Source organism: Escherichia sp. 94.0001, from assembly GCF_013369155.2.
Lineage (GTDB): Bacteria > Pseudomonadota > Gammaproteobacteria > Enterobacterales > Enterobacteriaceae > Escherichia > Escherichia coli_F.
Genome location: NZ_JABWMS020000028.1, coordinates 1 through 26,316, shown reverse-complemented (window position 1 = coordinate 26,316; position 26,316 = coordinate 1). Strand labels below are relative to the sequence as shown.

General features: G+C 50.9%; 14 protein-coding genes and 1 pseudogene. 8 read left to right on the top strand and 7 right to left on the bottom strand.

Going from position 1 to position 26,316, the window contains the following annotated elements; translation table 11 throughout:
* Nucleotides 1–219 precede the first annotated feature (219 nt).
* The 4 genes from purM (at nucleotide 220) to ppx (ending at nucleotide 5,679) form a co-directional block, all read left to right on the top strand.
* Nucleotides 220–1,257 (top strand): phosphoribosylformylglycinamidine cyclo-ligase, encoded by a 1,038-nt coding sequence (gene purM / locus HEN33_RS14210; RefSeq protein WP_001295474.1) that lies wholly within the window; start codon nucleotides 220–222, stop codon nucleotides 1,255–1,257.
* Nucleotides 1,257–1,895, top strand: a complete 639-nt coding sequence (gene purN / locus HEN33_RS14205; protein ID WP_088541209.1) for a phosphoribosylglycinamide formyltransferase — start codon at nucleotides 1,257–1,259, stop codon at nucleotides 1,893–1,895. Before purM ends, purN begins: the two co-directional genes overlap by 1 nt.
* Nucleotides 1,896–2,066: 171 nt before the next feature.
* On the top strand, nucleotides 2,067–4,133 hold the full coding sequence (gene ppk1, locus HEN33_RS14200; RefSeq protein ID WP_176263281.1) for a polyphosphate kinase 1: 2,067 nt from the start codon (nucleotides 2,067–2,069) through the stop codon (nucleotides 4,131–4,133).
* A gap of 4 nt (nucleotides 4,134–4,137) precedes the next feature.
* Nucleotides 4,138–5,679, top strand: a complete 1,542-nt coding sequence (gene ppx / locus HEN33_RS14195; RefSeq protein WP_176263280.1) for an exopolyphosphatase — start codon at nucleotides 4,138–4,140, stop codon at nucleotides 5,677–5,679.
* Between the two features lie 38 nt (nucleotides 5,680–5,717).
* Here ppx and pdeF read toward each other — a convergent pair whose 3' ends face one another.
* Both pdeF and HEN33_RS14185 read right to left on the bottom strand, forming a co-directional pair.
* Nucleotides 5,718–7,961 carry a cyclic-guanylate-specific phosphodiesterase PdeF gene (gene pdeF, locus HEN33_RS14190; RefSeq protein ID WP_176263279.1) on the bottom strand — a complete coding sequence of 748 codons (2,244 nt, stop codon included), beginning with the start codon at nucleotides 7,959–7,961 and terminating at the stop codon, nucleotides 5,718–5,720.
* Nucleotides 7,962–8,142: 181 nt separating this feature from the next.
* Nucleotides 8,143–8,295, bottom strand: a complete 153-nt coding sequence (locus HEN33_RS14185; RefSeq protein ID WP_000017552.1) for a hypothetical protein — start codon at nucleotides 8,293–8,295, stop codon at nucleotides 8,143–8,145.
* Nucleotides 8,296–8,312: 17 nt separating this feature from the next.
* Between HEN33_RS14185 and HEN33_RS14180 the strand changes: the two genes are divergently transcribed.
* The 3 genes from HEN33_RS14180 (at nucleotide 8,313) to HEN33_RS14170 (ending at nucleotide 9,888) form a co-directional block, all read left to right on the top strand.
* Nucleotides 8,313–8,504, top strand: coding sequence for a YfgG family protein (locus tag HEN33_RS14180; protein WP_000076001.1), 192 nt, complete (start codon nucleotides 8,313–8,315; stop codon nucleotides 8,502–8,504).
* Between the two features lie 310 nt (nucleotides 8,505–8,814).
* Entirely contained in the window at nucleotides 8,815–9,333 is a 519-nt protein-coding gene (locus HEN33_RS14175) for an outer membrane lipoprotein (protein ID WP_001295476.1), read from the top strand.
* A gap of 15 nt (nucleotides 9,334–9,348) precedes the next feature.
* A complete protein-coding gene (locus HEN33_RS14170) occupies nucleotides 9,349–9,888 on the top strand; it encodes a DUF5384 family protein (RefSeq protein ID WP_000755178.1) in 540 nt (179 codons plus the stop codon).
* Between the two features lie 93 nt (nucleotides 9,889–9,981).
* Here HEN33_RS14170 and guaA read toward each other — a convergent pair whose 3' ends face one another.
* Nucleotides 9,982–11,559, bottom strand: a complete 1,578-nt coding sequence (guaA, locus tag HEN33_RS14165; RefSeq protein WP_000138270.1) for a glutamine-hydrolyzing GMP synthase — start codon at nucleotides 11,557–11,559, stop codon at nucleotides 9,982–9,984.
* Between the two features lie 68 nt (nucleotides 11,560–11,627).
* Nucleotides 11,628–13,094 carry an IMP dehydrogenase gene (guaB, locus tag HEN33_RS14160; RefSeq protein ID WP_001299507.1) on the bottom strand — a complete coding sequence of 489 codons (1,467 nt, stop codon included), beginning with the start codon at nucleotides 13,092–13,094 and terminating at the stop codon, nucleotides 11,628–11,630.
* Nucleotides 13,095–13,255: 161 nt separating this feature from the next.
* On the opposite strand from guaB, the gene xseA reads away from it, so the two are divergent.
* Nucleotides 13,256–14,632, top strand: a complete 1,377-nt coding sequence (gene xseA, locus HEN33_RS14155; RefSeq protein ID WP_176263278.1) for an exodeoxyribonuclease VII large subunit — start codon at nucleotides 13,256–13,258, stop codon at nucleotides 14,630–14,632.
* Nucleotides 14,633–14,676: 44 nt separating this feature from the next.
* Here the strand turns inward: xseA and HEN33_RS14150 are convergent, their stop codons facing one another.
* The 3 genes and pseudogenes from HEN33_RS14150 to sinH all read right to left on the bottom strand — a co-directional run bounded on the left by HEN33_RS14150 (nucleotide 14,677) and on the right by sinH (nucleotide 26,101).
* On the bottom strand, nucleotides 14,677–22,767 hold the full coding sequence (locus tag HEN33_RS14150; RefSeq protein WP_176263277.1) for an adhesion domain-containing protein: 8,091 nt from the start codon (nucleotides 22,765–22,767) through the stop codon (nucleotides 14,677–14,679).
* Nucleotides 22,768–22,876: 109 nt separating this feature from the next.
* The gene (locus HEN33_RS14145; RefSeq protein ID WP_160529974.1) at nucleotides 22,877–23,869 is read right to left on the bottom strand and encodes a SinI family autotransporter-associated protein; all 993 of its coding nucleotides are present in this window, start codon (nucleotides 23,867–23,869) and stop codon (nucleotides 22,877–22,879) included.
* A gap of 55 nt (nucleotides 23,870–23,924) precedes the next feature.
* A pseudogene (sinH, locus tag HEN33_RS14140) lies at nucleotides 23,925–26,101 on the bottom strand (intimin-like inverse autotransporter SinH).
* Nucleotides 26,102–26,316: the final 215 nt, after the last annotated feature.

Here is a 26,316-nt window from a genome sequence, read left to right as displayed (position 1 = left end):
TTTGAGATAAAGTTATTTTGTATTCAAATGGTTATGAAAGAAGATTATTCCATCCGAAAACGATCCTTTGCCCTGGTACAAGTATTCTTTCGCCGCGCGCCTGGGGAAAAGACGTGCAAAAAGGTTGTGTAAAGCAGTCTCGCAAACGTTTGCTTTCCCTGTTAGAATTGCGCCGAATTTTTATTTTTCTACCGCAAGTAACGCGTGGGGACCCAAGCAGTGACCGATAAAACCTCTCTTAGCTACAAAGATGCCGGTGTTGATATTGACGCGGGTAATGCTCTGGTTGGAAGAATCAAAGGCGTAGTGAAGAAAACGCGTCGTCCGGAAGTGATGGGCGGTCTGGGCGGCTTCGGTGCGCTGTGTGCATTGCCGCAAAAATATCGTGAACCCGTGCTGGTTTCCGGCACTGATGGCGTTGGCACCAAGCTGCGTCTGGCGATGGACTTAAAACGTCACGACACCATTGGTATCGATCTGGTCGCCATGTGTGTTAACGATCTGGTAGTACAAGGCGCGGAACCCCTCTTTTTCCTCGACTATTACGCAACCGGAAAACTGGATGTTGATACCGCTTCAGCGGTGATCAGCGGCATCGCTGAAGGTTGTCTGCAATCGGGCTGTTCGCTTGTGGGTGGCGAAACGGCAGAAATGCCGGGGATGTATCACGGTGAAGATTACGATGTCGCTGGTTTCTGCGTTGGCGTGGTAGAAAAATCAGAAATCATCGACGGCTCTAAAGTCAGCGATGGCGATGTGCTGATTGCACTCGGCTCCAGCGGTCCGCACTCGAACGGCTATTCGCTGGTGCGCAAAATTCTTGAAGTCAGCGGTTGTGATCCGCAAACCACCGAACTTGATGGTAAGCCATTAGCCGATCATCTGCTGGCACCAACCCGCATTTACGTGAAGTCCGTGCTGGAGTTGATTGAAAAGGTCGATGTGCATGCTATTGCGCACCTGACCGGCGGCGGCTTCTGGGAAAACATTCCGCGCGTATTGCCAGATAATACCCAGGCAGTGATTGATGAATCTTCCTGGCAGTGGCCGGAAGTGTTCAACTGGCTGCAAACGGCAGGTAACGTTGAGCGCCATGAAATGTATCGCACCTTCAACTGCGGCGTCGGGATGATTATTGCCCTGCCTGCTCCGGAAGTGGACAAAGCCCTCGCCCTGCTCAATGCCAACGGTGAAAACGCGTGGAAAATCGGTATCATCAAAGCCTCTGATTCCGAACAACGCGTGGTTATCGAATAATGAATATTGTGGTGCTTATTTCCGGCAACGGAAGTAATTTGCAGGCAATTATTGACGCCTGCAAAACCAATAAAATTAAAGGCACCGTACGGGCAGTTTTCAGCAATAAGGCCGACGCGTTCGGCCTTGAACGCGCCCGCCAGACGGGTATTGCTACCCATACGCTCATCGCCAGCGCGTTTGACAGTCGTGAAGCCTATGACCGGGAGTTAACTCATGAAATCGACATGTACGCACCCGATGTAGTCGTGCTGGCTGGTTTTATGCGCATTCTCAGCCCGACATTTGTCTCCCACTATGCCGGGCGCTTGCTGAACATCCACCCTTCTCTGCTGCCAAAATATCCCGGTTTGCACACCCATCGTCAGGCGCTTGAAAATGGCGATGAGGAACACGGCACATCGGTGCATTTCGTCACCGATGAACTGGATGGTGGCCCGGTTGTTTTACAGGCTAAAGTTCCGGTATTTGCTGGTGATACTGAAGATGAAATTACCGCCCGCGTGCAAACTCAGGAACACGCTATTTATCCACTGGTGATTAGCTGGTTTGCCGATGGTCGTCTGAAAATGCACGATAACGCCGCGTGGCTGGATGGTCAACGTCTGCCGCCGCAGGGCTACGCTGCCGACGAGTAATGCCCCCGTAGTTAAAGCGCCAGCTCTGCCGCTGGCGTTTTTCATTTCACCTGTAAATCGCAAGCTCCAGCAGTTTTTTTCCCCCTTTTCTGGCATAGTTGGACATCTGCCAATATTGCTCGCCATAATATCCAGGCAGTGTCCCGTGAATAAAACGGAGTAAAAGTGGTAATGGGTCAGGAAAAGCTATACATCGAAAAAGAGCTCAGTTGGTTATCGTTCAATGAACGCGTGCTTCAGGAAGCGGCGGACAAATCTAACCCGCTGATTGAAAGGATGCGTTTCCTGGGGATCTATTCCAATAACCTTGATGAGTTCTATAAAGTCCGCTTCGCTGAACTGAAGCGACGCATCATTATTAGCGAAGAACAAGGTTCCAACTCTCATTCCCGCCATTTACTGGGCAAAATTCAGTCCCGGGTACTGAAAGCCGATCAGGAATTCGACGGCCTCTACAACGAGCTGCTGCTGGAGATGGCGCGCAACCAGATCTTCCTGATTAATGAACGACAGCTCTCCGTCAATCAACAAAACTGGCTGCGTCATTATTTTAAGCAGTATCTGCGTCAGCACATTACGCCGATTTTAATCAATCCTGACACTGACTTAGTGCAGTTCCTGAAAGATGATTACACCTATCTGGCGGTGGAAATTATCCGTGGCGATACCATCCGTTACGCGCTGCTTGAGATCCCATCAGATAAAGTGCCGCGATTTGTGAATTTACCGCCAGAAGCGCCGCGTCGACGCAAGCCGATGATTCTTCTGGATAACATTCTGCGTTACTGCCTTGATGATATTTTCAAAGGATTCTTTGATTATGACGCGCTGAATGCCTATTCAATGAAGATGACCCGCGATGCCGAGTACGATTTAGTGCACGAGATGGAAGCCAGCCTGATGGAGTTGATGTCTTCCAGCCTGAAGCAGCGCTTAACCGCAGAACCGGTACGTTTTGTTTATCAGCGCGATATGCCCAATGCGCTGGTTGAAGTATTACGTGAAAAACTGACTATTTCCCGCTACGACTCCATTGTCCCCGGCGGTCGTTATCACAATTTTAAAGACTTTATTAATTTCCCCAACGTCGGCAAAGCCAATCTGGTGAACAAACCATTGCCGCGTTTACGCCATATTTGGTTCGATAAAGCCCAGTTCCGCAACGGTTTTGATGCCATTCGCGAACGTGATGTGCTGCTCTATTATCCTTATCACACTTTTGAGCATGTACTGGAACTGCTGCGTCAGGCTTCGTTCGACCCGAGCGTACTGGCGATTAAGATTAACATTTACCGCGTGGCGAAAGATTCACGCATCATCGACTCGATGATCCACGCCGCGCACAACGGTAAAAAAGTGACCGTGGTGGTTGAGCTACAGGCGCGTTTTGACGAAGAAGCCAACATTCACTGGGCGAAGCGCCTGACCGAAGCAGGCGTGCACGTTATCTTCTCTGCGCCGGGGCTGAAAATTCACGCCAAACTGTTCCTGATTTCACGTAAAGAAAACGGTGAAATGGTGCGTTACGCACACATCGGGACCGGGAACTTTAACGAAAAAACCGCGCGTCTTTATACTGACTATTCGTTGCTGACCGCTGATGCGCGCATTACCAACGAAGTACGGCGTGTGTTCAACTTTATTGAAAACCCATACCGTCCGGTGACATTTGATTATTTAATGGTGTCACCACAAAACTCCCGCCGTTTGTTGTATGAGATGGTGGACCGCGAGATCGCCAACGCGCAGCAAGGGCTGCCCAGCGGTATCACTCTAAAGCTAAATAACCTTGTCGATAAAGGTCTGGTCGACCGTCTGTATGCGGCTTCCAGCTCCGGCGTGCCGGTGAATCTGCTGGTTCGTGGAATGTGTTCGCTGATCCCTAATCTGGAAGGCATTAGTGATAACATCCGTGCTATCAGTATTGTTGACCGTTACCTTGAACATGACCGGGTTTATATTTTTGAAAATGGCGGCGATAAAAAGGTCTACCTTTCTTCCGCCGACTGGATGACGCGCAATATTGATTATCGTATTGAAGTAGCGACGCCACTACTCGATCCACGCCTGAAGCAGCGAGTACTGGACATCATCGACATTTTATTCAGCGATACGGTCAAAGCGCGTTATATCGATAAAGAACTTAGTAATCGCTACGTTCCCCGCGGTAACCGCCGCAAAGTGCGGGCGCAGTTGGCGATTTACGATTACATCAAATCCCTCGAACAACCTGAATAACCCTATGCCAATACACGACAAATCCCCTCGTCCGCAGGAGTTTGCTGCGGTCGATCTTGGTTCAAACAGTTTCCACATGGTTATTGCCCGTGTGGTGGATGGCGCTATGCAGATTATTGGTCGCCTGAAACAGCGTGTCCATCTGGCAGACGGTCTGGGGCCAGATAATATGTTGAGTGAAGAGGCAATCACACGCGGATTGAACTGCCTATCGTTGTTTGCTGAACGCTTGCAGGGATTTTCGCCTGCCAGCGTTTGTATTGTTGGCACCCATACGCTGCGTCAGGCGTTGAATGCTACTGACTTTTTGAAACGCGCGGAAAAGGTCATTCCCTACCCGATTGAAATTATTTCCGGTAATGAAGAAGCCCGTCTGATTTTCATGGGCGTGGAACATACCCAGCCGGAAAAAGGTCGCAAACTGGTTATTGATATTGGCGGCGGATCTACGGAACTGGTGATTGGTGAAAATTTCGAACCGATTCTCGTTGAAAGCCGCCGGATGGGTTGTGTCAGCTTTGCCCAGCTTTATTTCCCTGGCGGGGTCATCAATAAAGAGAATTTTCAGCGCGCTCGCATGGCGGCAGCACAAAAACTGGAAACTTTAACCTGGCAATTTCGAATTCAGGGCTGGAACGTGGCAATGGGCGCTTCCGGTACCATAAAAGCCGCCCATGAAGTGTTAATGGAAATGGGCGAGAAAGACGGGATAATTACCCCGGAACGTCTGGAAAAACTGGTAAAAGAAGTTTTACGTCACCGTAATTTCGCATCGGTGAGTTTACCGGGTCTTTCCGAAGAACGGAAAACAGTCTTCGTTCCTGGACTGGCGATTTTATGCGGTGTGTTTGATGCTTTAGCCATCCGTGAACTGCGCCTTTCTGACGGGGCGTTACGCGAAGGCGTACTGTATGAAATGGAAGGACGTTTCCGTCATCAGGATGTGCGTAGTCGCACCGCCAGCAGCCTCGCCAACCAGTATCACATCGACAGTGAACAGGCCCGACGGGTGCTGGATACCACTATGCAAATGTACGAACAGTGGCGGGAGCAGCAACCGAAGCTGGCGCATCCGCAACTGGAAGCGCTACTGCGATGGGCCGCCATGCTGCATGAGGTCGGATTGAATATCAACCACAGCGGTTTGCATCGCCACTCCGCTTATATTCTGCAAAACAGCGACTTGCCGGGTTTTAATCAGGAACAGCAGCTGATGATGGCGACGCTGGTGCGCTATCACCGTAAAGCGATTAAGCTCGACGATCTGCCGCGCTTTACCTTGTTTAAAAAGAAACAGTTTCTGCCGCTGATTCAGCTATTGCGTCTTGGCGTCTTGCTCAACAATCAACGTCAGGCAACCACCACACCGCCAACATTAACGCTGATTACCGATGACAGTCACTGGACATTGCGTTTTCCGCATGACTGGTTTAGTCAGAATGCACTGGTACTGCTTGATCTGGAAAAGGAGCAAGAATACTGGGAAGGCGTGGCTGGCTGGCGATTGAAAATTGAAGAAGAAAGTTCACCTGAAATAGCTGCTTAATGCTTTGCGGGCCGACGAGAAATGTCGGCCCTCGCTGTTCAGGCACTTTCGCGAATGGGTTCGATTTCATTCAGCGTATCAATTAACGGTTGCGGCTTACCAATAAGATAACCCTGCATATAATCTATCCCTAAAGAAAGCACCGCCTCGCGGATCTCTTCGTTTTCAACGTACTCTGCCACTACCAGCATTTTCTTCATTCGCGCCAGGTGACAAATCGACGCCACTATCTGGTAATCCAGACTATTTGACACAATATTGCGGATAAAACTGCCGTCAATTTTAAGGAGATCGGCATTCACATTTTTAAGCCGCGCATAGCTGGCGTAGCCGGTGCCGAAATCATCAATCGCAATCTGGCAGCCTAATTCCTGAAGATGCTGCAAGGTGATTTGCGCCTGCTTAACATTGGTCAGCGCATTACTTTCGGTGACTTCAAAAATAAGTTGCCACGCTTCAATCTGGTATTTAGCCAGCAACTGACTGACTTCAAATGGAAAACGAGCCTGACATACCGAGGTTGGCGACAGATTAATAGCAAAACGGTGAGCGGGCATCTTCGCTCTGTTTTCAGCCATAAATTGCAGCGTATGCTCAATGACCCACATGTCGATACTCGACGATAAACCAAATTCGTGCGCGACCGGCAAGAAGCTGTCGGGGCTGATCAGTTCATCATTATCACCTTTCATGCGCAGAAGAATTTCATGGTAGACATCACCACGCATACCGGTAATCGGCTGGGCCATCAGGAAAAAATGGTTGTGTTCCAGCGCCTGCTGTAGCCGATTCATCATCGCGACTTTATCTTTCAATTCACGTTGTAAATACATAGCCCCGCGGCGCTGCATATTTTCTGGAGCGTTGGTCACGATGGAGAGTTCAGCAACCGTATTTAGCTCTCCCAGCAGCAGGTAGATATGATTCACCGGCGAGCGTACATAGCAGTAACTGACGCCAATCTGCGGTTGCATCGGCATTCCATCCCAAAAGAAACGAAATTGCTTGAGATGGCTATCCAGTGCGGTAATGCGCTCCTGGTGCGATTCTGTATTCAGTCGCAGCGCGAGATCGTTACCCGAAAGCTGATAAACATCTTCACCCGGTTCCAGCAATGGTGACAGCCAGTGAGAAAGTTTTTGCTTGTATTGAATACGTAGCATGATGCCATAGTTCTTAACCAGCATTTCCATGCCGGGGATGCGTAAATAACAAAGCGCAGACCAGGGTGCATCACGCAACGCGCGATTCAGGGCGCGAACATTTGGCAGATGAACCACCGGGTCTACATACGCAAGCCGCTGAATGCGTCTGACTACCGTTCTCTGACGGGTTGCCAGTACAGCCATATAATTGACAATAAAAGAGAATACCAGATAACTGGAGGAGGTTATGGTCAGTTGCGTGGTATAGCCAGGATAAATGGGAATGTAATTTTGATAGCTGTGGATGCTGATCATCAGCACGACCGCCCAGAGCAGCGAAATCAACTTATAACCATAGCGCATGGCTCCCCACATCATCAGGGGTAGCAATAATGACAAGGTATAATTGGTGCTGAAAATCGTGCTTTTTTCATTTAACGGCATGCATAACAGCAACAACAACGCACCTAATGCCAGTAGCCAGAGCGCGAACTCTTTTTTGGTGACTTTCACATCAACTTGCTGTTTTAATTGCGAATAATAGCTGCGTAAATAAAACGGATTTCGCACCACCCGAATGATGAAGTAGCACAGCGGAACACCAATCAGATTGCCCACCAGTAAGGCCTGATAATTGATTAAGGTCCCGAGGTTAAAAGGCATGACGCCGACCAGATTTTCTCTACTCGCCAGTAACCCTACAAATGCGGCAAACTGGAAAAGTATCAGAAACAGCGTTGCAGGAAACACAATCTGCCAGAATATACGCTGGGAAATTAAACGGGTATCACCATGTGAAACGTTGTTACGCCGGGGAGTAAAGACCCTGTAACCGCCCCAACAGAGAATGATAATGATAATAAAATTAGCTGTTAATGAGAGCGTTTCGTAAATACCCAGCTCTGCATATTTGCGAACAAAAATCCCTAAAGCGATACCTGGCAATGCCGCCCAGCTGAAAAACATCATCATGCTGATCATCAGTGCCAAAGGCAGATAAAAGAGAAAAACCTCACCGGAAGAAATATGCGCGAAAGTATTGATGTGGGCGAAAATGGGCAAGATTAAAGAAGGCAGGAACAGCGGAAGCCCCCACCATTTATCACGTATTTTTATATAGGTTGCATTCAGTTTCATAGATGCTCAGCAGAATCCCCCACATCCTGAAGGAGGTGTATTCAGACAGGCATCCCACCTGACTTCGAATGATGATTATTCATCACTATAGAGAGCATTGATTCTAAGTGTCATATGAAAGTTCCAATTGATATATATCAAACAAAATAACCCTGATTAATGAATTATTACGTTTATCATGTTAATTCATCATTATTACATCATCATTGTAAATAATTAAATTAACTTCCATAACATTAAAATATGTATCCACTGACGCTTTTTTACATAACGAAGAATTGACCATTTTGTCCTGTTGTGCCTTAATGTAAGTACCGTCCACGGCGTGGGACATACTTCAAGGAACCTTTTGTGAGTCAGGCAACCAGTATGCGAAAACGACACCGATTTAACAGTCGCATGACCCGTATCGTACTGCTCATCAGCTTTATCTTCTTCTTTGGCCGTTTTATCTACTCGTCCGTCGGTGCATGGCAGCACCATCAGAGCAAAAAAGAAGCTCAGCAATCCACACTCTCCGTCGAATCACCGGTACAACGTTAGCGGTTACCTTCTCCACTTTCACAGAACATAACGGCACCTCGCTGTCGGATGCTTTTGCTCTTTGGGATTATCAAAGCGGCAGATATTCTTTCATCTTAAATTTTACGTCTTTGTCCTGACTGATGTTTATCCTGTTTGGCTGCGAAATAAATATAAAATTAATACATATGTTTTAATGATGTATTTTTATAAATTATTTTCCACATGAATTTTAATAAATTTAATCTATTCCTTTATACGCAATACATTTACTTTCCTCTTTTGATGATCTTAAATGTCTTATTTTTCGTAATGTGTATAACAAGGAATAGTGATGAAATTTAAAAAATGTCTTCTGCCTGTGGCAATGTTAGCGTCATTCACTCTGGCAGGATGCCAGTCAAATGCTGATGATCATGCCGCCGATGTTTATCAAACCGATCAACTGAATACCAAACAAGAAACTAAAACCGTTAATATTATTTCCATTCTTCCCGCAAAAGTTGCCGTAGACAACTCCCAAAATAAACGAAACGCACAAGCCTTCGGCGCGCTTATTGGTGCAGTCGCTGGCGGTGTTATCGGCCACAACGTGGGGTCTGGCAGCAATTCCGGAACGACGGCAGGTGCAGTTGGCGGCGGAGCTGTTGGCGCGGCAGCAGGTTCTATGGTGAATGATAAAACCTTAGTGGAAGGTGTTTCTCTAACGTATAAGGAAGGCACCAAAGTGTATACCTCCACCCAGGTGGGTAAAGAGTGCCAGTTTACGACAGGTTTAGCCGTTGTTATTACCACGACGTATAACGAAACGCGTATTCAGCCAAATACCAAATGTCCTGAAAAGAGCTAATAATCAGGAGGAGTCATGAAGAAAGTTTTTCTTTGCGCCATCTTAGCCTCCTTAAGCTATCCGGCTATCGCCTCATCATTGCAGGATCAACTCTCTGCTGTCGCAGAAGCGGAACAGCAAGGTAAAAATGAAGAGCAAAGGCAGCATGACGAATGGGTCGCGGAGCGCAACAGGGAAATCCAGCAAGAGAAGCAACGTCGCGCAAACGCCCAGGCCGCGGCTAATAAAAGAGCGGCAACGGCAGCGGCGAATAAGAAAGCTCGTCAGGATAAACTGGACGCCGAAGCCACTGCGGACAAGAAACGCGATCAAAGTTATGAAGATGAGCTACGCAGCTTAGAGATTCAGAAACAAAAACTGGCGCTGGCGAAAGAAGAAGCCCGCGTTAAGCGAGAAAACGAATTTATCGATCAGGAACTGAAGCACAAAGCTGCGCAAACCGATGTGGTGCAATCTGAAGCTGACGCAAACAGGAATATGACTGAAGGCGGTCGCGATCTGATGAAAAGCGTGGGCAAAGCAGAAGAGAACAAATCGGACAGCTGGTTTAACTAAGCGATGTCAGTAACTTCAATCCTATGATTCGTGAGTATAAAAAACCCTCTGTAGTAACAGAGGGTTTTGCTAATTCATAGTGCAGGGATCAAATCATTCCCACTCAATAGTCGCCGGTGGCTTGCCGCTGATGTCATACACCACGCGGGAAATACCGTTCACTTCATTGATAATGCGGTTGGAAACGCGACCAAGGAAATCGTACGGCAGATGCGCCCAGTGTGCGGTCATAAAGTCGATGGTTTCGACAGCACGCAGAGACACAACCCAGTCGTATTTACGACCATCGCCCATTACGCCAACAGAACGTACCGGCAGGAACACGGTAAACGCCTGGCTAACTTTGTCGTACAGGTCCGCTTTACGCAGTTCTTCAATGAAGATGGCATCAGCACGGCGCAGCAGGTCGCAGTACTCTTTCTTCACTTCGCCCAGCACACGAACGCCAAGCCCTGGTCCCGGGAACGGGTGACGGTACAGCATGTCGTACGGCAGGCCCAGCTCCAGACCAATTTTACGCACTTCGTCTTTGAACAGCTCTTTCAGCGGTTCAACCAGGCCCATCTTCATCTCTTTCGGTAGGCCGCCCACGTTGTGGTGAGATTTGATGACGTGAGCTTTACCGGTTGCAGACGCGGCAGATTCGATAACATCAGGGTAGATAGTACCCTGCGCCAGCCACTTCACATCTTCCAGTTTCAGCGCTTCTTCATCGAATACTTCAACGAAAACGCGACCGATGATTTTACGTTTTGCTTCCGGATCGTTTTCACCAGCCAGCGCTGACAAGAAGCGATCTTCTGCCGGAACGTGAACAATGTTCAGACCAAAGTGATCGCCAAACATATCCAGAACCTGCTCTGCTTCGTTGAGACGCAGCAGGCCGTTGTCGACGAATACGCAAGTCAGGTTTTTGCCGATTGCGCGGTGCAGCAGCATTGCAGTCACGGAGGAATCCACGCCACCAGAGAGGCCGAGGATCACTTTATCGTCGCCTACCTGCTCGCGGATACGGGCTACTGCATCGTCGATAATTTTCGCTGGCGTCCACAGGGCTTCACACTGGCAGATATCACGCACAAAACGCTCCAGCATGCGCATCCCCTGGCGGGTGTGAGTCACTTCCGGGTGGAACTGTACGCCATAGAAGCGTTTTTCTTCATTTGCCATGATGGCGAACGGGCAGCTTTCGGTGCTGGCTACGGTGATGAAGTCGGACGGGATAGCGGTAACTTTATCGCCGTGGCTCATCCAGACATCGAGCAGAGGTTTACCGTCTGCTGTCAGAGCATCTTCGATACCGCGAACCAGTGCGCTGTCGTTTACGACTTCAACCTGCGCATAGCCAAATTCACGTTCGTTAGAGGCTTCAACATGACCACCCAACTGCATTGCCATGGTCTGCATACCATAGCAAACGCCGAATACCGGTACGCCTGCTTCAAAGACATACTGCGGCGCACGCGGGCTGTTTTCTTCGGTGGTGCTTTCCGGGCCGCCGGAAAGAATAATGCCGCTTGGATTGAAGTCACGAATTTGTGCTTCTGTCACATCCCACGCCCACAGTTCGCAGTAAACACCCAGTTCACGCACGCGGCGCGCAACCAGTTGGGTGTACTGAGAACCGAAGTCCAGAATGAGGATGCGATGCTTATGAATGTTTTCCGTCATTGACGCTTATTCCGAGGCAAGTGAAACAGATAATATAAATCGCCCGACATGAAGTCGGGCGAAGAGAATCAGGAGCCCAGACGGTAGTTCGGGGACTCTTTAGTAATGGTCACGTCGTGAACGTGGCTTTCCTGAATGCCCGCACCGCTGATACGTACAAACTCCGCTTTAGTACGCAGTTCGTCGATAGTACCACAGCCGGTCAGGCCCATACAGGAGCGCAGGCCGCCCATCTGCTGGTGAATGATCTCTTTCAGGCGACCTTTATAGGCTACGCGACCTTCGATACCTTCCGGCACCAGTTTGTCGGCAGCGTTGTCGCTCTGGAAGTAACGGTCAGAAGAACCTTTGGACATCGCGCCCAGAGAGCCCATCCCACGGTAAGACTTGTAAGAACGGCCCTGGTAGAGCTCGATTTCACCTGGGGATTCTTCAGTACCCGCCAGCATGGAACCTACCATCACCGCGCTTGCACCAGCAGCGATAGCTTTCGCGATATCGCCAGAGAAACGAATACCACCGTCAGCGATAACCGGAATCCCGGTGCCTTCCAGGGCTTCTACTGCGTCAGCAACGGCAGTGATCTGCGGTACACCGACGCCAGTAACAATGCGGGTAGTACAAATAGAACCAGGGCCGATACCCACTTTAACGGCACTGCAACCGGCTTCTGCCAGCGCGCGGGCACCTGCAGCTGTTGCCACGTTGCCGCCGATGATTTGCAGGTCAGGATATTTAGCGCGAGTTTCACGGATACGCTGCAGAACGCCTTCAGAGTGACCGTGAGAGGAGTCAATCAGCAGAACGTCAACGCCTGCGGCAACCAGCGCATCAACACGCTCTTCGTTACCCGCACCTGCACCAACCGCTGCACCTACACGCAGACGGCCTTGTTCGTCTTTACAGGCGTTCGGTTTACGCTCCGCTTTCTGGAAGTCCTTCACAGTGATCATGCCGATCAGGTGGAATTCATCATCAACCACCAGCGCTTTTTCAACGCGTTTTTCGTGCATTTTTGCCAGCACAACTTCACGGGCTTCGCCTTCACGCACGGTTACCAGACGCTCTTTCGGCGTCATGTAAACGCTGACCGGCTGGTTCAGGTCGGTAACAAAACGCACGTCACGACCGGTGATGATGCCAACCAGTTCGTTTTCTTCGGTAACTACCGGATAGCCTGCAAAACCGTTACGCTCGGTCAGCTCTTTCACTTCGCGCAGCGTCGTGGTTGGCAGTACGGTCTGCGGATCGGTTACCACGCCAGATTCGTGTTTTTTCACACGGCGAACTTCTTCAGCCTGGCGCTCGATAGACATGTTTTTGTGGATAAAGCCGATACCGCCTTCCTGAGCCAGAGCGATAGCCAGGCGAGCTTCCGTTACGGTATCCATTGCTGCGGAAAGCATAGGAATATTCAGACGAATAGTTTTCGTCAGCTGGGTGCTGAGGTCAGCAGTATTCGGCAGAACGGTAGAATGAGCAGGAACGAGGAGAACGTCGTCAAACGTCAGAGCTTCTTTAGCGATACGTAGCATGGGCAATATCTCGACCAGAGTGGTTAATAAATATTGCCGCGGCATTATACAGAGCGTAACCGATTGCATCTACCCCTTTTTGCAAAAAATGCTTGCTATCCCCGGAGGGCGGGTTACTATCGACTGAATAACCTGCTGATTTAGAATTTGATCTCGCTCACATGTTACCTTCTCAATCCCCTGCAATTTTTACCGTTAGCCGCCTGAATCAAACGGTTCGTCTGCTGCTTGAGCATGAGATGGGGCAGGTGTGGATCAGTGGCGAAATCTCTAATTTCACACAACCGGCTTCCGGTCACTGGTACTTTACGCTTAAAGACGATAACGCCCAGGTGCGCTGCGCGATGTTCCGCAACAGCAATCGCCGGGTGACCTTTCGCCCGCAGCATGGGCAACAGGTTTTAGTTCGTGCCAACATTACGCTGTATGAACCGCGCGGCGATTATCAAATTATTGTCGAAAGTATGCAGCCCGCCGGTGAAGGTTTACTGCAACAGAAGTACGAACAGCTTAAAGCGAAGTTGCAGGCTGAAGGGTTATTCGACCAGCAATTCAAGAATCCGCTACCGTCACCTGCGCACTGCGTGGGCGTTATCACCTCAAAGACCGGTGCTGCACTGCACGATATTTTGCATGTGTTGAAACGCCGCGATCCGTCTCTGCCAGTGATAATTTACCCGACCGCCGTTCAGGGCGATGACGCACCGGGGCAAATCGTTCGCGCCATTGAGCTGGCGAATCTTCGCAACGAATGTGACGTACTGATCGTCGGGCGTGGCGGTGGTTCGCTGGAAGATTTATGGAGTTTTAACGATGAACGCGTGGCACGGGCGATTTTTGCCAGCCGCATTCCGGTGGTCAGCGCCGTTGGGCATGAAACCGATGTGACGATTGCCGACTTTGTTGCTGATCTACGTGCGCCAACGCCGTCAGCCGCCGCCGAAGTGGTGAGCCGCAATCAGCAAGAGTTACTGCGTCAGGTGCAGTCTGCGCAGCAACGGCTGGAAATGGCGATGGATTACTACCTCGCCAACCGCACACGACGTTTTACGCAGATTCATCACCGTTTACAGCAGCAGCATCCACAGCTCCGGCTGGCGCGTCAGCAAACCACGCTTGAGCGTCTGCAAAAGCGGATGAGCTTTGCGCTGGAGAATCAGCTTAAACGCGCCGGTCAGCTACAGCAGCGATTAACACTGCGGCTGAATCAGCAAAACCCGCAACCGAAGATTCATCGCGCACAAACGCGGGTTCAGCAACTGGAATATCGTTTAGCGGAAAACTTGCGTGCGCAGCTTAGCACTATGCGCGAACGCTTTGGTAACACAGTGACGCACCTCGAAGCGGTGAGTCCACTGTCCACACTCGCGCGCGGTTATAGCGTTACCAGCGCTGCTAATGGCGCAGTGCTGAAACAGGTTAAGCAGGTTAAAGTGGGTGAGACACTGACCACTCGCCTGGGCGATGGCGTAGTGATCAGTGAAGTGAGTCAAGTGAAGCGCTCACGCCAGTCACCTAACAAAATGCGGAATCGATAAATCAGATAAAACGCGCCAGCATCGTCGTGCTGGCTCTGTTTTTTTTACCTGACACAAGTAGCAAATCCCGGCGTGCTGGTAGGCTCAATACTGCAAGATTGAGAACCTGTCTCTTCAATCATACCGCAGTAATACTTACCTGACCGCTCTCTGTCTTTAGATAGATAGGGGGTATTAGGCATTGACGGCCATCCGAGAGTACTGAAGTTAGTGTGCAGAGCCTCTAAATCCGCATAATTCGGTGCAAAATCAAGGAGGCCGCACTGCTGCGAAATATCCCATTTTTGCGAGTCAACAGTATGCGCCAGTGCCCACGTCTCATTATTGACGTTCGGTGTTGCCACCATGATGGCTGCCGATGGCAGTTCTGATTCCAACTGTGGACGATGTAGCGTTTTACCGTTTACCACAGTGGTATCCGACATATGTCCCCAAAAATGGGCTGTGGGTACATTTGGACTGGTAACGACGGTGAAAATCGTATCCAGCATCGCCGTTATTGTGGCGTTATCCGTCAGCGTCACCGTCAACGGCGTTTTATATCCTGGCGTATTATCCTGACGAACGGTAAAACTTGCCGTACCGTCCGCCCCAGTCACTCCGTCGACCGTATTCCCACTGTCAACCAGCGTTACCACCGTCCCGCTGGCAGGTTGTACCGTCATATCATCCATCGCCGCAATATCACCATACAACGTCGCCCCGCTGTTGCGTGGCACGGCTTCACCACGTTTTAAGGTGAAAGCGACATTCGGTACCGGCTTCCCGGCGCTGTCTTTTACGGTAACAACGAGGGGCACGGCTTCACCTTTTTTTACCTTCGCTGCCTGCGTAGTAGCATCTATCGCCGTCGATGTCAGCGTGACGCTGGAGACGGTCGCGCGGGGATTGACCAGACATCCCTGATACCCCGTACTCGCCGTCGACGATTCAAAACCATTATTCAGACTGACAACCAGGGCATTCCCCTGCTTGTTATCCAGTGCCCACCATGCATACTTCGTAGACCAGCCGATTTGAGTCGTCAGCGTGTTCCCCGGATAGCGCGCGTAGAGCGATAATAAATCATCGCTCAATGGCCGACGTGCCGCTTCACAAGGACTGAGGCTGCTATCTTCCCTTTGCGTTGCCTTAAACAACGGCCACACTTCATTGTTATCCGTCACCTGACTGACTCCGGCGCTCGACGGCAGCTCTTTCAACAATTTAGGCCGTTCAAAGACCACGCCGTTTTCCGCCGTTACCGTATCCGGCATATGGCCCCAGTAGGTCGCCATTGCGGAATCCGGGCTGATGACGACGGTAAAGATCGCATCAATGACGCTGGTAGTTGCGACATCTCGCGCCAGTATAGCGGTGAACGAGATGGCCAGGCCGATGGTCTCAGGCTGTTCAACATTGAAAGTGGCCGTACCATCACTGCCGGTGAAACCTTGCCATTGCGTATCGTGTGCGGCCAGAGAAAACTCCGCCGACACAGGTGTCAACTCTGTCAACGTCATTCCATTTGCCGGCGTACCCACTCCTACTCCTGAACGACTCATCGCTGAACCACGCCTGAGCGTCACGGCCTCTCCCGCCAGCGGGTTGCCATCACGATCTTTGACCGTCACCACAATTGGCAGTGGGTTACCTTTTTTCACTGACGCGCTGGGTCGCCCGCCATTGCTGAGGGTTCTGGCGTTATCCATTGCGGATGACGTCAACATTACGCTGACGCCTGCCGGATGCGGCTTCGCCAGGCAAAGCATCAGCGCGTTGTTTGCCGAGCTCTTCGCGATATCTCCTGCGCTCAGGCTGACAGTCTGATACTGCCATGTATATAAATCCGGCATGACCATATCATAAGCCCACCACTTGCCTGCATATATCGGCAGCCCCAGGTCAGTCATTATCGCGCCGTTGGGATGATCATTATACAAATCCAACAATTCATTACTGCGCGGTTGATTCTCCAGCGGACAATCTGTCGATGTTAAATTTTGAACGTTGCTCATATACGACCACACTTCACCATTGCCGTTAGTGCTAATCGATGACCCTGAAGTCGCTTCGGCTTTCAGCAGCGGTCGTCTGAAGGTGACACCTGCCGAACTGGTAAAGGTGTCCGGCATGTGCCCCCAGAATTTCGCGCTCGGTGAGTCCGGGCTGGTTATCACCGTGTAGATAACATCCAGCGTGGCGGTTTTGGTTGTATCGCGCGCCAGCGTGACGGTTATCGGTGTCGCCAGACCGGTCGTGGCATTCTGGCTCACTTCAAAGGTGGCTGTGCCATCACTGCCCGTTGTTCTGAGCACTTTTGCCCCATTTGCCGTCAGCCCAGCGTCGCTGTTCGCGGGTATCAATGACTTCACGGTAAGATCGTCCGCACTCGAGTTAACGGTTGCTTTCGAGCGATCCAGCGTCGTTCCACGCGTGAGGGTAAAGTCGGCGTAGGGTACCGGATTCCCGGTGCTATCACGTACGGTCACCGTCAGCGGAATCGTCTCACCTTTCTTCGCTACGGCGCTCGGTCGACCACCATTGCTGACCGTTTTTGCCGTATCCTGTGCTGTTGAAGTGATCTCTATCATCGCCGGAACGGTATGCGGTTCCACCAGGCACATCACTACCGCCGTATAACTGGACGATGCCTGAACTGTCTGACCATTAACGAGCGAATATGCCTGGTTGCTCCAGCTGCTGCCAGAAACCGTCATCATGTCGTAGGCCCACATATACCCGGCGGAAGTCGGCAAGCCGAGCACCGTGCCCAACTGGTTGTTAGGGTAATCCGCATACAACCCCTGCATGTCAGTCATCAGCGGTTGATAACTCTCATCACAACCCGCCTTGCTGGCATCCGTTTTCTCCGTTGCTGTCAGGCGCGACCAGACTTCATTATTGGTCGTTACCGCCGTACCACCAGAAAGTTCAGCTTTGAGGAAAGGCCGTTTGAAGGTGACGCCCTTGCTGCTGGTAAAGGTTTCCGCCATATGCCCCCAGTTGGCCGCCAGCGGTGTATCCGGGCTGGTGACGACGGTGAAGATCACTGGCAAGGTGTTCGACGACACGCCGGTATCGTTCAACAGAGCATAAAAGTCGGTTTTGAGTCCAGTAGACGCATCCTGTCGGAGTGTCATCGTGGTGGTTCCGTCTGGCCCGGTCACGCCATACAGAATGGTCGATGCAGTGGTATCCACCGTCGTACCCGACGCAGTCGTGACCGACACTTTCTGCGATGTTGACGCCACATTTTGGCGATTGACCGGGTTAGCGTGTTTCAGGGCAAACGGCGTATTGCCGACTAAATTCCCCTGTGCATCTTTAGTCGAAATGCGGATCGACACGCTATCGCCTTTCTGCACTTTGATCGCGCTAAGCGTACTGTCAATGCTGACAAATTGCGCGGGGTCTGAGGCCTCCAGCGTAATCTGGCTAGCAGCCGTCAACGGCGTTGTGCGGCAGGTTTGTAGCACGACTGTGTTCGTCGAGATTTGTGAGACTGCACCAGTATTCAGTTGCACCACATTGTAGTAACGGCTCCCTGTTTGCGTATCACTCGGGGTATTGGTGAGATAGGTCGTTTTTACCGGCCATCCCTGCACCGTACTCATCACATTACCGCTATTGGCGTCATACAAAGACTTCAGTCCATCCAGCGTCGGCATATAATCTGTACCACACCCATTCATGCTGGTGTCAGCCGACTGAGTCCAGGTGAATCTTGCCCAATCTTCACCGTTTTCAGCCGTAGAATTTCGACCACTGGTGTTACTCAGCTCTTTCAACAACAGTGGTCGTTTATAGATTGTACCGTCGGAGGCCATCACCGTTTCGGCCATATGTCCCCAAAAATTCGCTTTTGGCGAATCCGGGCTGGTCACGACAGTAAAGACCACCGGTAGCGTCGCCTTGACGCTGCTGGACGTATCCAGTTTTGCCGTGAGATCGGTTCTTAACCCGGTACTGTTATCCTGTTTCAGGGTAAATGTCGTTGACCCGTCTGCACCAGTCACGCCGTAAATCGTTTCACTCGTCGACTGGAAATTATTTCGCGTATTTCCCCAAGCATCCGTCACCGTCAGCGCGCCCACGCTCGCGGTTGCTGATGCGTTAGCCCGACTCACGCTGTTGGCACGCGTCAGGATAAATGCCGTATTGCCCACCAGGTTGCCTTGCGTATCTTTGGTGGTGACGCGCACCACGGATTCTTCGCCTTTTTTCGCTTTTACCACGTTATAGGTGGTATCCAGCGTCGCCGGATCTGCCGCTTCCAGCAGAATTTGGCCCACCGTGGTTACCGGCGTGGTCTGGCAGGTCAGCAGTTGCAGCGCCGTTGATGACACTGCCGCACTCGTGCCATTGCTGAGATCTACCGCCTTGTAGTTACGCTGCTCCATGCTGCCGTTGTCGGACGTGTTGGACAAATAGCGTGTTGCCACCGGCCAGCCCTGCACGGTTTTCATGGTGTTGCCCGCATTATTAGCAAACAGTGACGTCAGACCGGCTTGAGTCGGAATATAGTTGGTTCCACAGCCACTATACGTCGTGGAAGAACTCGCATAATTAATGTTAAACAACGCCCAGTTTTCATTGTCTTCAGACGTCGATGTTCGCCCAGTCTGATAGGCCAGTTCCTTCAACAACAGCGGGCGTTTAAATACCGTACCGTCCGCAGCCGTCACCGTTTCCGGCATATGGCCCCACATTTTCGCTTTGCTACTATCCGGGCTGGTGACCACAGTAAAGATTGTATCCAGGCTGTCTTTTTTTGTTGGATCGGAATACAACGTCGCCGTCAGCGCCGTTTTGGTGCCGTGAGTATCCGGGCGGGTAATATTGAGGATTTTGCTGCCGTCGCTACCGGTCATGGCAGTATAAAATCCCGCGGTGTCGTTCAACGTCGTTTCATCCGCCAGCCCACTGTTAATCACCACCGGTGCCACCAGCGCATCGCCACTACCGGCAATATGTTTTTCGCCCGTGCGGGTATAACCGTCTCCGCGACTCAGTTTAAATGGCATATCCGCGAGCGGGTTACCCTGCGCATCTTTTACCGTTACCTTAACCTGTAGCGTTTCGCCTTTTTTCAGCTTCGCCGCGTTATTTCCGGCAGCCCACTGTGCGTTATCAACCACATCCAGCGTAATGCTGCTGGCAGGTTTGTTCGCCGTCGTCAGGCAACTGACGTAAACCGGCGTATCGCCGCCGATGGCCTGTGCGCCGTTATCCAGGGCAATGGTGTAATTGTGCGGCGTTAAATCCGCGGGGGAACTGCTCCAGTAGGGCTGACGCTGCGTCGGCCAGCCGTGTGTGGCTTGCACCGCATTACCGTTATTAGCGTCATAGAGCGCACTGAGCTGGGAGCGGCGCGGCAGCATATTGGTTCCGCAACCGCCTTTACTGGTAATGGCCGTACTGGCCTGGCTAACGCGCGCCCAGACTTCGTTTTTTTCCGTTAGTGTGCCATCCGGACTGGTGATTTCTGCTGCCAGCTTAGGCCGGGTAAAGGTTAATGAATCAACGGTAATCGTTTCATCCATATGGCCCCACATCTGCGCGCCACTAACGTCCGGGCTGGTTGGGGTGGTAAAAATAACATTGTAATTAATGGCATTTGGTAAATGGGAATTTACTGGCGTAATGCTCAGCACGGTTCTTAACCCCACCCCTTGGGGTTGCTCTATTTCGACCGTTGCTACGCCTTGTGCATCTGTCGTACCCGTGTAGACCATCGACGGCTGTGATGTGCCGTATTGCGTGCCGTTCATCGTGATTGCGCCGCTGCTCGGGTCATCAAACCCGCTCACCAGCCCCGCTCGGTTATACCCCATGCCTTTGGTAATGGTGAATGCAGTAAAGGGTACCGGGGTATTATTGAGCGCGTTAATCGTACGCACGGTCATCACGATGGTGTCACCTACTTTGGCCTGCGCTTTGCTGCCAGGGGTGATATCGTGATCGGTGCTGACTTCAACCTTCGCTACCATCTCATTGCCCGAACAGGAGAGGTAATTCTGCTTAAAGCCGGAGTAGCTGTCGACGCTTCCGCTCCCCAGATTCACCGATGAATGCGTGGCTTGCTCCACCGCGCTTAAGTAGCTCTGTTGGGCGGTGGGCCAGCCATATTCCGTGCCGATGGCGTTGCCTGGATGGGCGGTAAATAAGCCTTCAAGTGAACTCTGCCGGGGTATATGACCCACACCGCATTCCGCCTGCATACTGGTGTTTTGATCATACAGCGCCCAGTCTTCGTTATTTTCTCGCACCGTTCCCAGTTCATGCTCAGTTTCATCCGCCAGTAATGGGCGTTTGAACAGACTGCCAGATTCAATAATACCGCGCATATGGCCCCACATCCGCGCCTTGTCGCTGTCCGGGCTGGTGATCACAGTAAAAATCACGTCTTTGGCATCTGTAGCCGTAAAATTGCTGCGCATTTTCGCCGTGATATGGGTTTTCACGCCTGCGCCGTCGGGCTGACTCAGGGTTAGCGAAGCCTGACCGTTGACATCGGTCATGCCTTCATAGGTGTGAGCATCAACCTGTTGTAAATTCGAACCACCAGTAATCTGTACCGGATGGGCTTCCCAGGTAGGGTCGGTTTGATTCTTGCGGTTAACACCGTCATCCAGGTGCAGCGAGAAGTAGTAGTACGCCAGCGGTTGATCGTTGTTTTTGGTGTCAGTGATCGTCAGACGCATCGAGGCGTCTTCGCCCACCTTCGCTTTCATCGCCTGTGCCGCATCATCATAGTTTTCGGGCGTAAGGACGATTTTCGGTTCGACATCAGGCGCTGGCTTATCCACACAGCTCACAAGAAACGTGGTGCTATCCGGCTTTTGCGTTTCACCACGGTTAGAGACATCCGCCGCATGGTGCTGCCCGGTGGTGCCCGCCAGCGATGACCAGTAATAATCCCCCTGCATCGGCCAGCCAAGGACTGTCTGCACCGATGTGGGGATAACGGTCGCCAGCGCGCCGAAGTGGCGCATGCCGGGCAGCACGGTGCAGTGGCTATCTGCGCCGCTCCAGGTGAAGGTGGACCAGGTTTCGTTGTGATCGACGACCGTGGCGCTTTCATTGCTGACTTCTGCCGCCAGCTTTGGTCGACTGAAGGTGTAACCGTGGGCTTCTACCGTCTCCGCCATATGGCCCCACATCGTAGCCTGCGCCACGTCCGGGCTGGTGAGTACGGTAAAAATCACTGCGGTTTCACTGGTTTGCGCAATGCCGGAAATGCTGACCACCAGTGGCGTTTTGACGCCAGGGCCATTCGGTTGGCTCACCGTGATGGTGGCCGTGCCGTTGGCATCAGAGGTGCCATGGTATTCGGTAGCCGTCGTCGTTAACTCGGTGCTATCCAGTACCACTGGCGCACTATTATTCACTGCCCCCTGGCGATTTTCAGCATCTTTACGTTTGATAATAAACGGAATATTACCCGCGACGTTGCCCTGACAATCTTTAGTGGTGACGGTGAGCGTGATGGTGTCGCCAACGGTGGTTTTTGCCGCCGCGATCGTTTCGTTAAAACCACTGGCGCTCACCGAGATTAAATCCCCCTGTGCTGGCGCGATGTTCAGGGTCACTTTCTGGTCCACCAGCGCCACCGTCCCCGCATAGGGATACCCGGTCGAGGTCAGCAGGTAGAGCATTGGGAGGGTTTGCTGCGCATCAATCTGTGGCCAGGCCACCAGCGAGCGTCCGGCCAGCCCCTGAGCACAAAAGCTACGGTTAGCAATGGGTTGTGGGTTAAGGGGCACATCAGGCGTGACGGCATCGGCCCACACCAGGCTGACGGTAGGGGGTGTTTGATTTTCCCAGCGCAGCGCAGGTGGTGTGGAAAACTGGTCGCCTTCATTGTCCTGAGGATTAGCAACAATCAGGTTAGCAGCGTCATCGTCAACGCTAAATTCATTCGGTTTAGCAGTAAACCCGACATCATGAGATTCAGCAGGATTAAGCTGAACACTGCCCTGATAGACGGGTACGCTGGCGCTGTCGGCAAAAGGAACGGTTCCGTTAAACTCGCCTGTAGAATCAGGATATGTCTGCCATTCCGCCCCTGCCCGTGCAAAGTCAGACAGCATAAACGCTGCCAACATGCCCAGAAGCATAATGATTTTCCCTGGTTTCAGACATACCGACATGTAAAAAACTCCAGCATGATAAACAAAACATCAACCTGTTTTGCTTAACGCGTCGCTAAGCAAAACAGGCGGAAAACAGCATCCCCGTATGGGAATGCTGTTGTGCGCATTAGTGGTGTTTGTAAATGATAGACAGCGTATAGCCCTGAACGCCGTCGCCGTTTGCCGGGATCGCAAGACCACTCTTACCATTACGATCACTACCGTTAAGGCTGGTTCTTGCTTCTTCGTTAGTTTGTGGGATAACAATTTTATTGTTATCGAAGCTGGCATTAGCAATACCGCCTGCAGCACCGAGTTGTTTACTGTTACCGTTAAAGACCCATGCAAAGTCATAGTTAGCGGTAACGTCCATATCCGTACCCGCGTCATATTTACCGTTCTGGTTTTCATCCGAGTACAGTTTGGCCACATACGTTTTGTTAAGCGCAATGGCCGTATTACCACCGATAAGGTTGGTAGTGGTACCTTCCTCGAAGATGGCAACTTTCAGGTTCTGGTTCACAACCGGGCCGGGATCAACATTATCGGTATCGCTGCCGCCACCGCTGGCCGTTGAAATATCCAGCAGAGTCAGCGACGTTCCCTGGAAAGGATTACCTGTCTGGGTGATGGGCTGGATTTCAACACCGATATAACGCCCACGTTCGTCATCAGTGAGTTTATAACTCGTCTTACCTGCCGCTGCGGTCAGCTCCGTTTTACCGCCACCCGCATTATCGCTGTAACTGTACCACTTGATAGTGGCTGTCGTTTTCGCATCAATGCCTGCGGGACCATCATCAATATCCCCTTCGGTATCGCCGATATCCCATCCCAGAGTGATGGTATCCCCTGAGTAAAGGCGTTTATCCGTCTCGCTACCTGCAGGGCGGGTACCTTTACCATCAGACGTCACTTTAATGTGATCCGCATCTTCCGAGTTAATCGTGGCATTCCCCCCTTCGCGATAGAGCCAGGGTATGGTCCCCTCGAATTCAGCGGTCGTTCCACTGGCGACCCAGGCGGCATCTTCCGCCATAGCGGCTGGTACGGCACAGTATCCAGCCAGCATCAGTGCCAGCGCGACTTTTGTCAGGCCACGTTTCATATGAGGTTTCATAAACACTCTCCTTGATTAATATTCAGCGGTGGCCCGATCAGCCATGGCGCCGACCCTATTTCTTGCTGTAATTGACCTGCAAACCGTATCCCTGCACACCATCGGTTACCTGAGCATTAAATTTTGCTGCCGCTTCCTTGTTGGTTGCCGGGATCTCTATATCGACGTTCGTGGTATTGGTTTGCGCGCCGGTATTGCCATTTACGCTATTCCCCGTGAATTCCCACTGATAGTCATACTGTTTCATCTCGTCGTCAGTGAGCTTCTCAGAAAGCTGGAACACGCCGTCTTTGTTAGCGTCGCGCCACAGCACAAAGCGATAGCGGCTATTGAGGGGCAACGGTTCTTTGTTGCCGATAAGATTGACGGGCTTAGCTGCACCAACACGGTAGATAAAAGCATTCAGCCCGCCGATGTCAGAACCCAGGAACGTTACGTCAACATAGTTACTGTCATCATAAGGGGCGGCTTTCGCCTTCCAGCGGAAAGTACCGGGCAACGTACTGGAGAGCGTAACGGTCCCCTTTTCTTTATCTTGTTTGGCGATAAAAACGCACGGCACTTCGGTGGTGCAGGGTTTATTCGTCAGCGTCACTTTTTTATCGTTGGCATCAAACAGCTGCGGGCTGAGATTATCCTGCGGCAAGACATTACCGTTACGGTCAGTGTTGTCGCCAAAGCTATCCGTAACGTCGAGATCCATGACGACACCATCTACACCATCTGCTTGCGCACTGGCTTCGTGGCTGTGATTGTTCTCATCCGGTACATTGGCGATGTTGTTAACGATGAGCTCAATTTTACGGTCCTGCTGAACGGTAATTTCCACCACGCCGGAGTTCTGCCGATTGCCTTTTTCATCTTCCAGCGCCAGGCGTACCCGCCAGGTATTGAGTTTTTCCTGGTCGGCTTTATCAGAGCTGTACTGCCAGGCAGGCAGTACCAGATTCCAGTGGTTGTTGTTCCCTTCGGTAAGGGTGTTTTCTTTGATAACCGGCATCACCAGCGTACGTGCAGCATTGTTTTTCGCCTGCCAGGAGGCAGCAACGATTTTGTAATGATGATTAATGAGCGCGTTAATGGTCCACTTACATTTTTCCAGCCCGATGGCTGCTTCTGGCGTATCTTTAATCACGCACTCGGGATGTTCATTCGTCGCATCGGCTTTCAGCCACAAAGTGACATCGAGGGGATCTTTCTCTTTGTATTCCAGAACAATAAAGTTGTTACGTTCAACAAAGTCGTGACGACTGCCCATGAGCGAGTGAGCCGCGCTCACTTTGTCAGGATCAAGCTGATCTTTGAGCGGGACACCAAACTGGTAGTTCAGCGTTGCGTTAACAGAAAGATCGGTATTATCGCCAGTGCCAGCTTTGAAATCCGTTCCTACGGCAATGAGCGGTACGGGCTGGTATTTCACACCCAGCGTGACGGCGAAGGGATCTTTCTCCAGATTATCGGTGCCAAAAAGCGCGACTTCATCACCGTAATATTGTTCGAAAACGATTTTACCGCCAAGCTGCGGGTAAGCAGGTAGCCAGGCTTCGGCGCGAATATCCCAACCGCGCGCAGGACGCTCCTCATAAAAATCGAAATCTTCGGAGTCTTTCCAGTCAGAAAGCGGATGATAATAGTTGCCAGAGAATTTTAAATAATCAGTCCACGCTTCGCCGCCTAAACCTAAACGGCGATGCCCACGGGTAAAGTCATAATCATAAAATATATTTCCACCCAACAACCATTTATCAAAATTATGTCTTACACCAAGCCCAATATTCCCGATCGTACGATCTTCTTTTCGTTGTGCAGAAAATTGGCTGAAATAAACAGTAGTTTGATTATCATACCAGGGAACAAAATAGTCGATGGAACTGCCATCCAGATCGCCGCCCTGACCAAGAGAAAGATTCGTTCGGACCTTACCGTAGGGGGGAGAGTGTATCCTCAATATAAGATTGTGTCGTAGAGGTAATTTGACTTTGCAGATAGCTTCTGGCCTGGGACTCCAGCGCCTCGGGTGTCAGGTTTTCAAACCCTTGCGTGGCAGAGTTAATGACGTAATCGGCACCACGCTCTTTTAGCGATTTACCCTTGTTAGTTTGCTCTTCCTGTTGTGCGGCCTGACTACCTAAATCAGGTAACGATTCTTTATGCTCAACATTTATCTCTGGAGCCGCAAAAGCAGCTCCAGAGATAAATGTTGAGCATAATACAGCGTTTCCATCGCAGCATGCACATCCCCTGTGACATTAATAATGCTTAAAATTAGCTCTAATATTCTATTCCAGATTATTCAGAAAGGCACGCCAGGAAAACTAAATATAATCTTAAATTTATAACACAGTGATTTCGCTCACTTACATTTGCGTTTCAACAAATAAAATAGGATGCAATCATTTATATTATGAATACAAATGATTACACCATATATTTAAATAATATTAAGC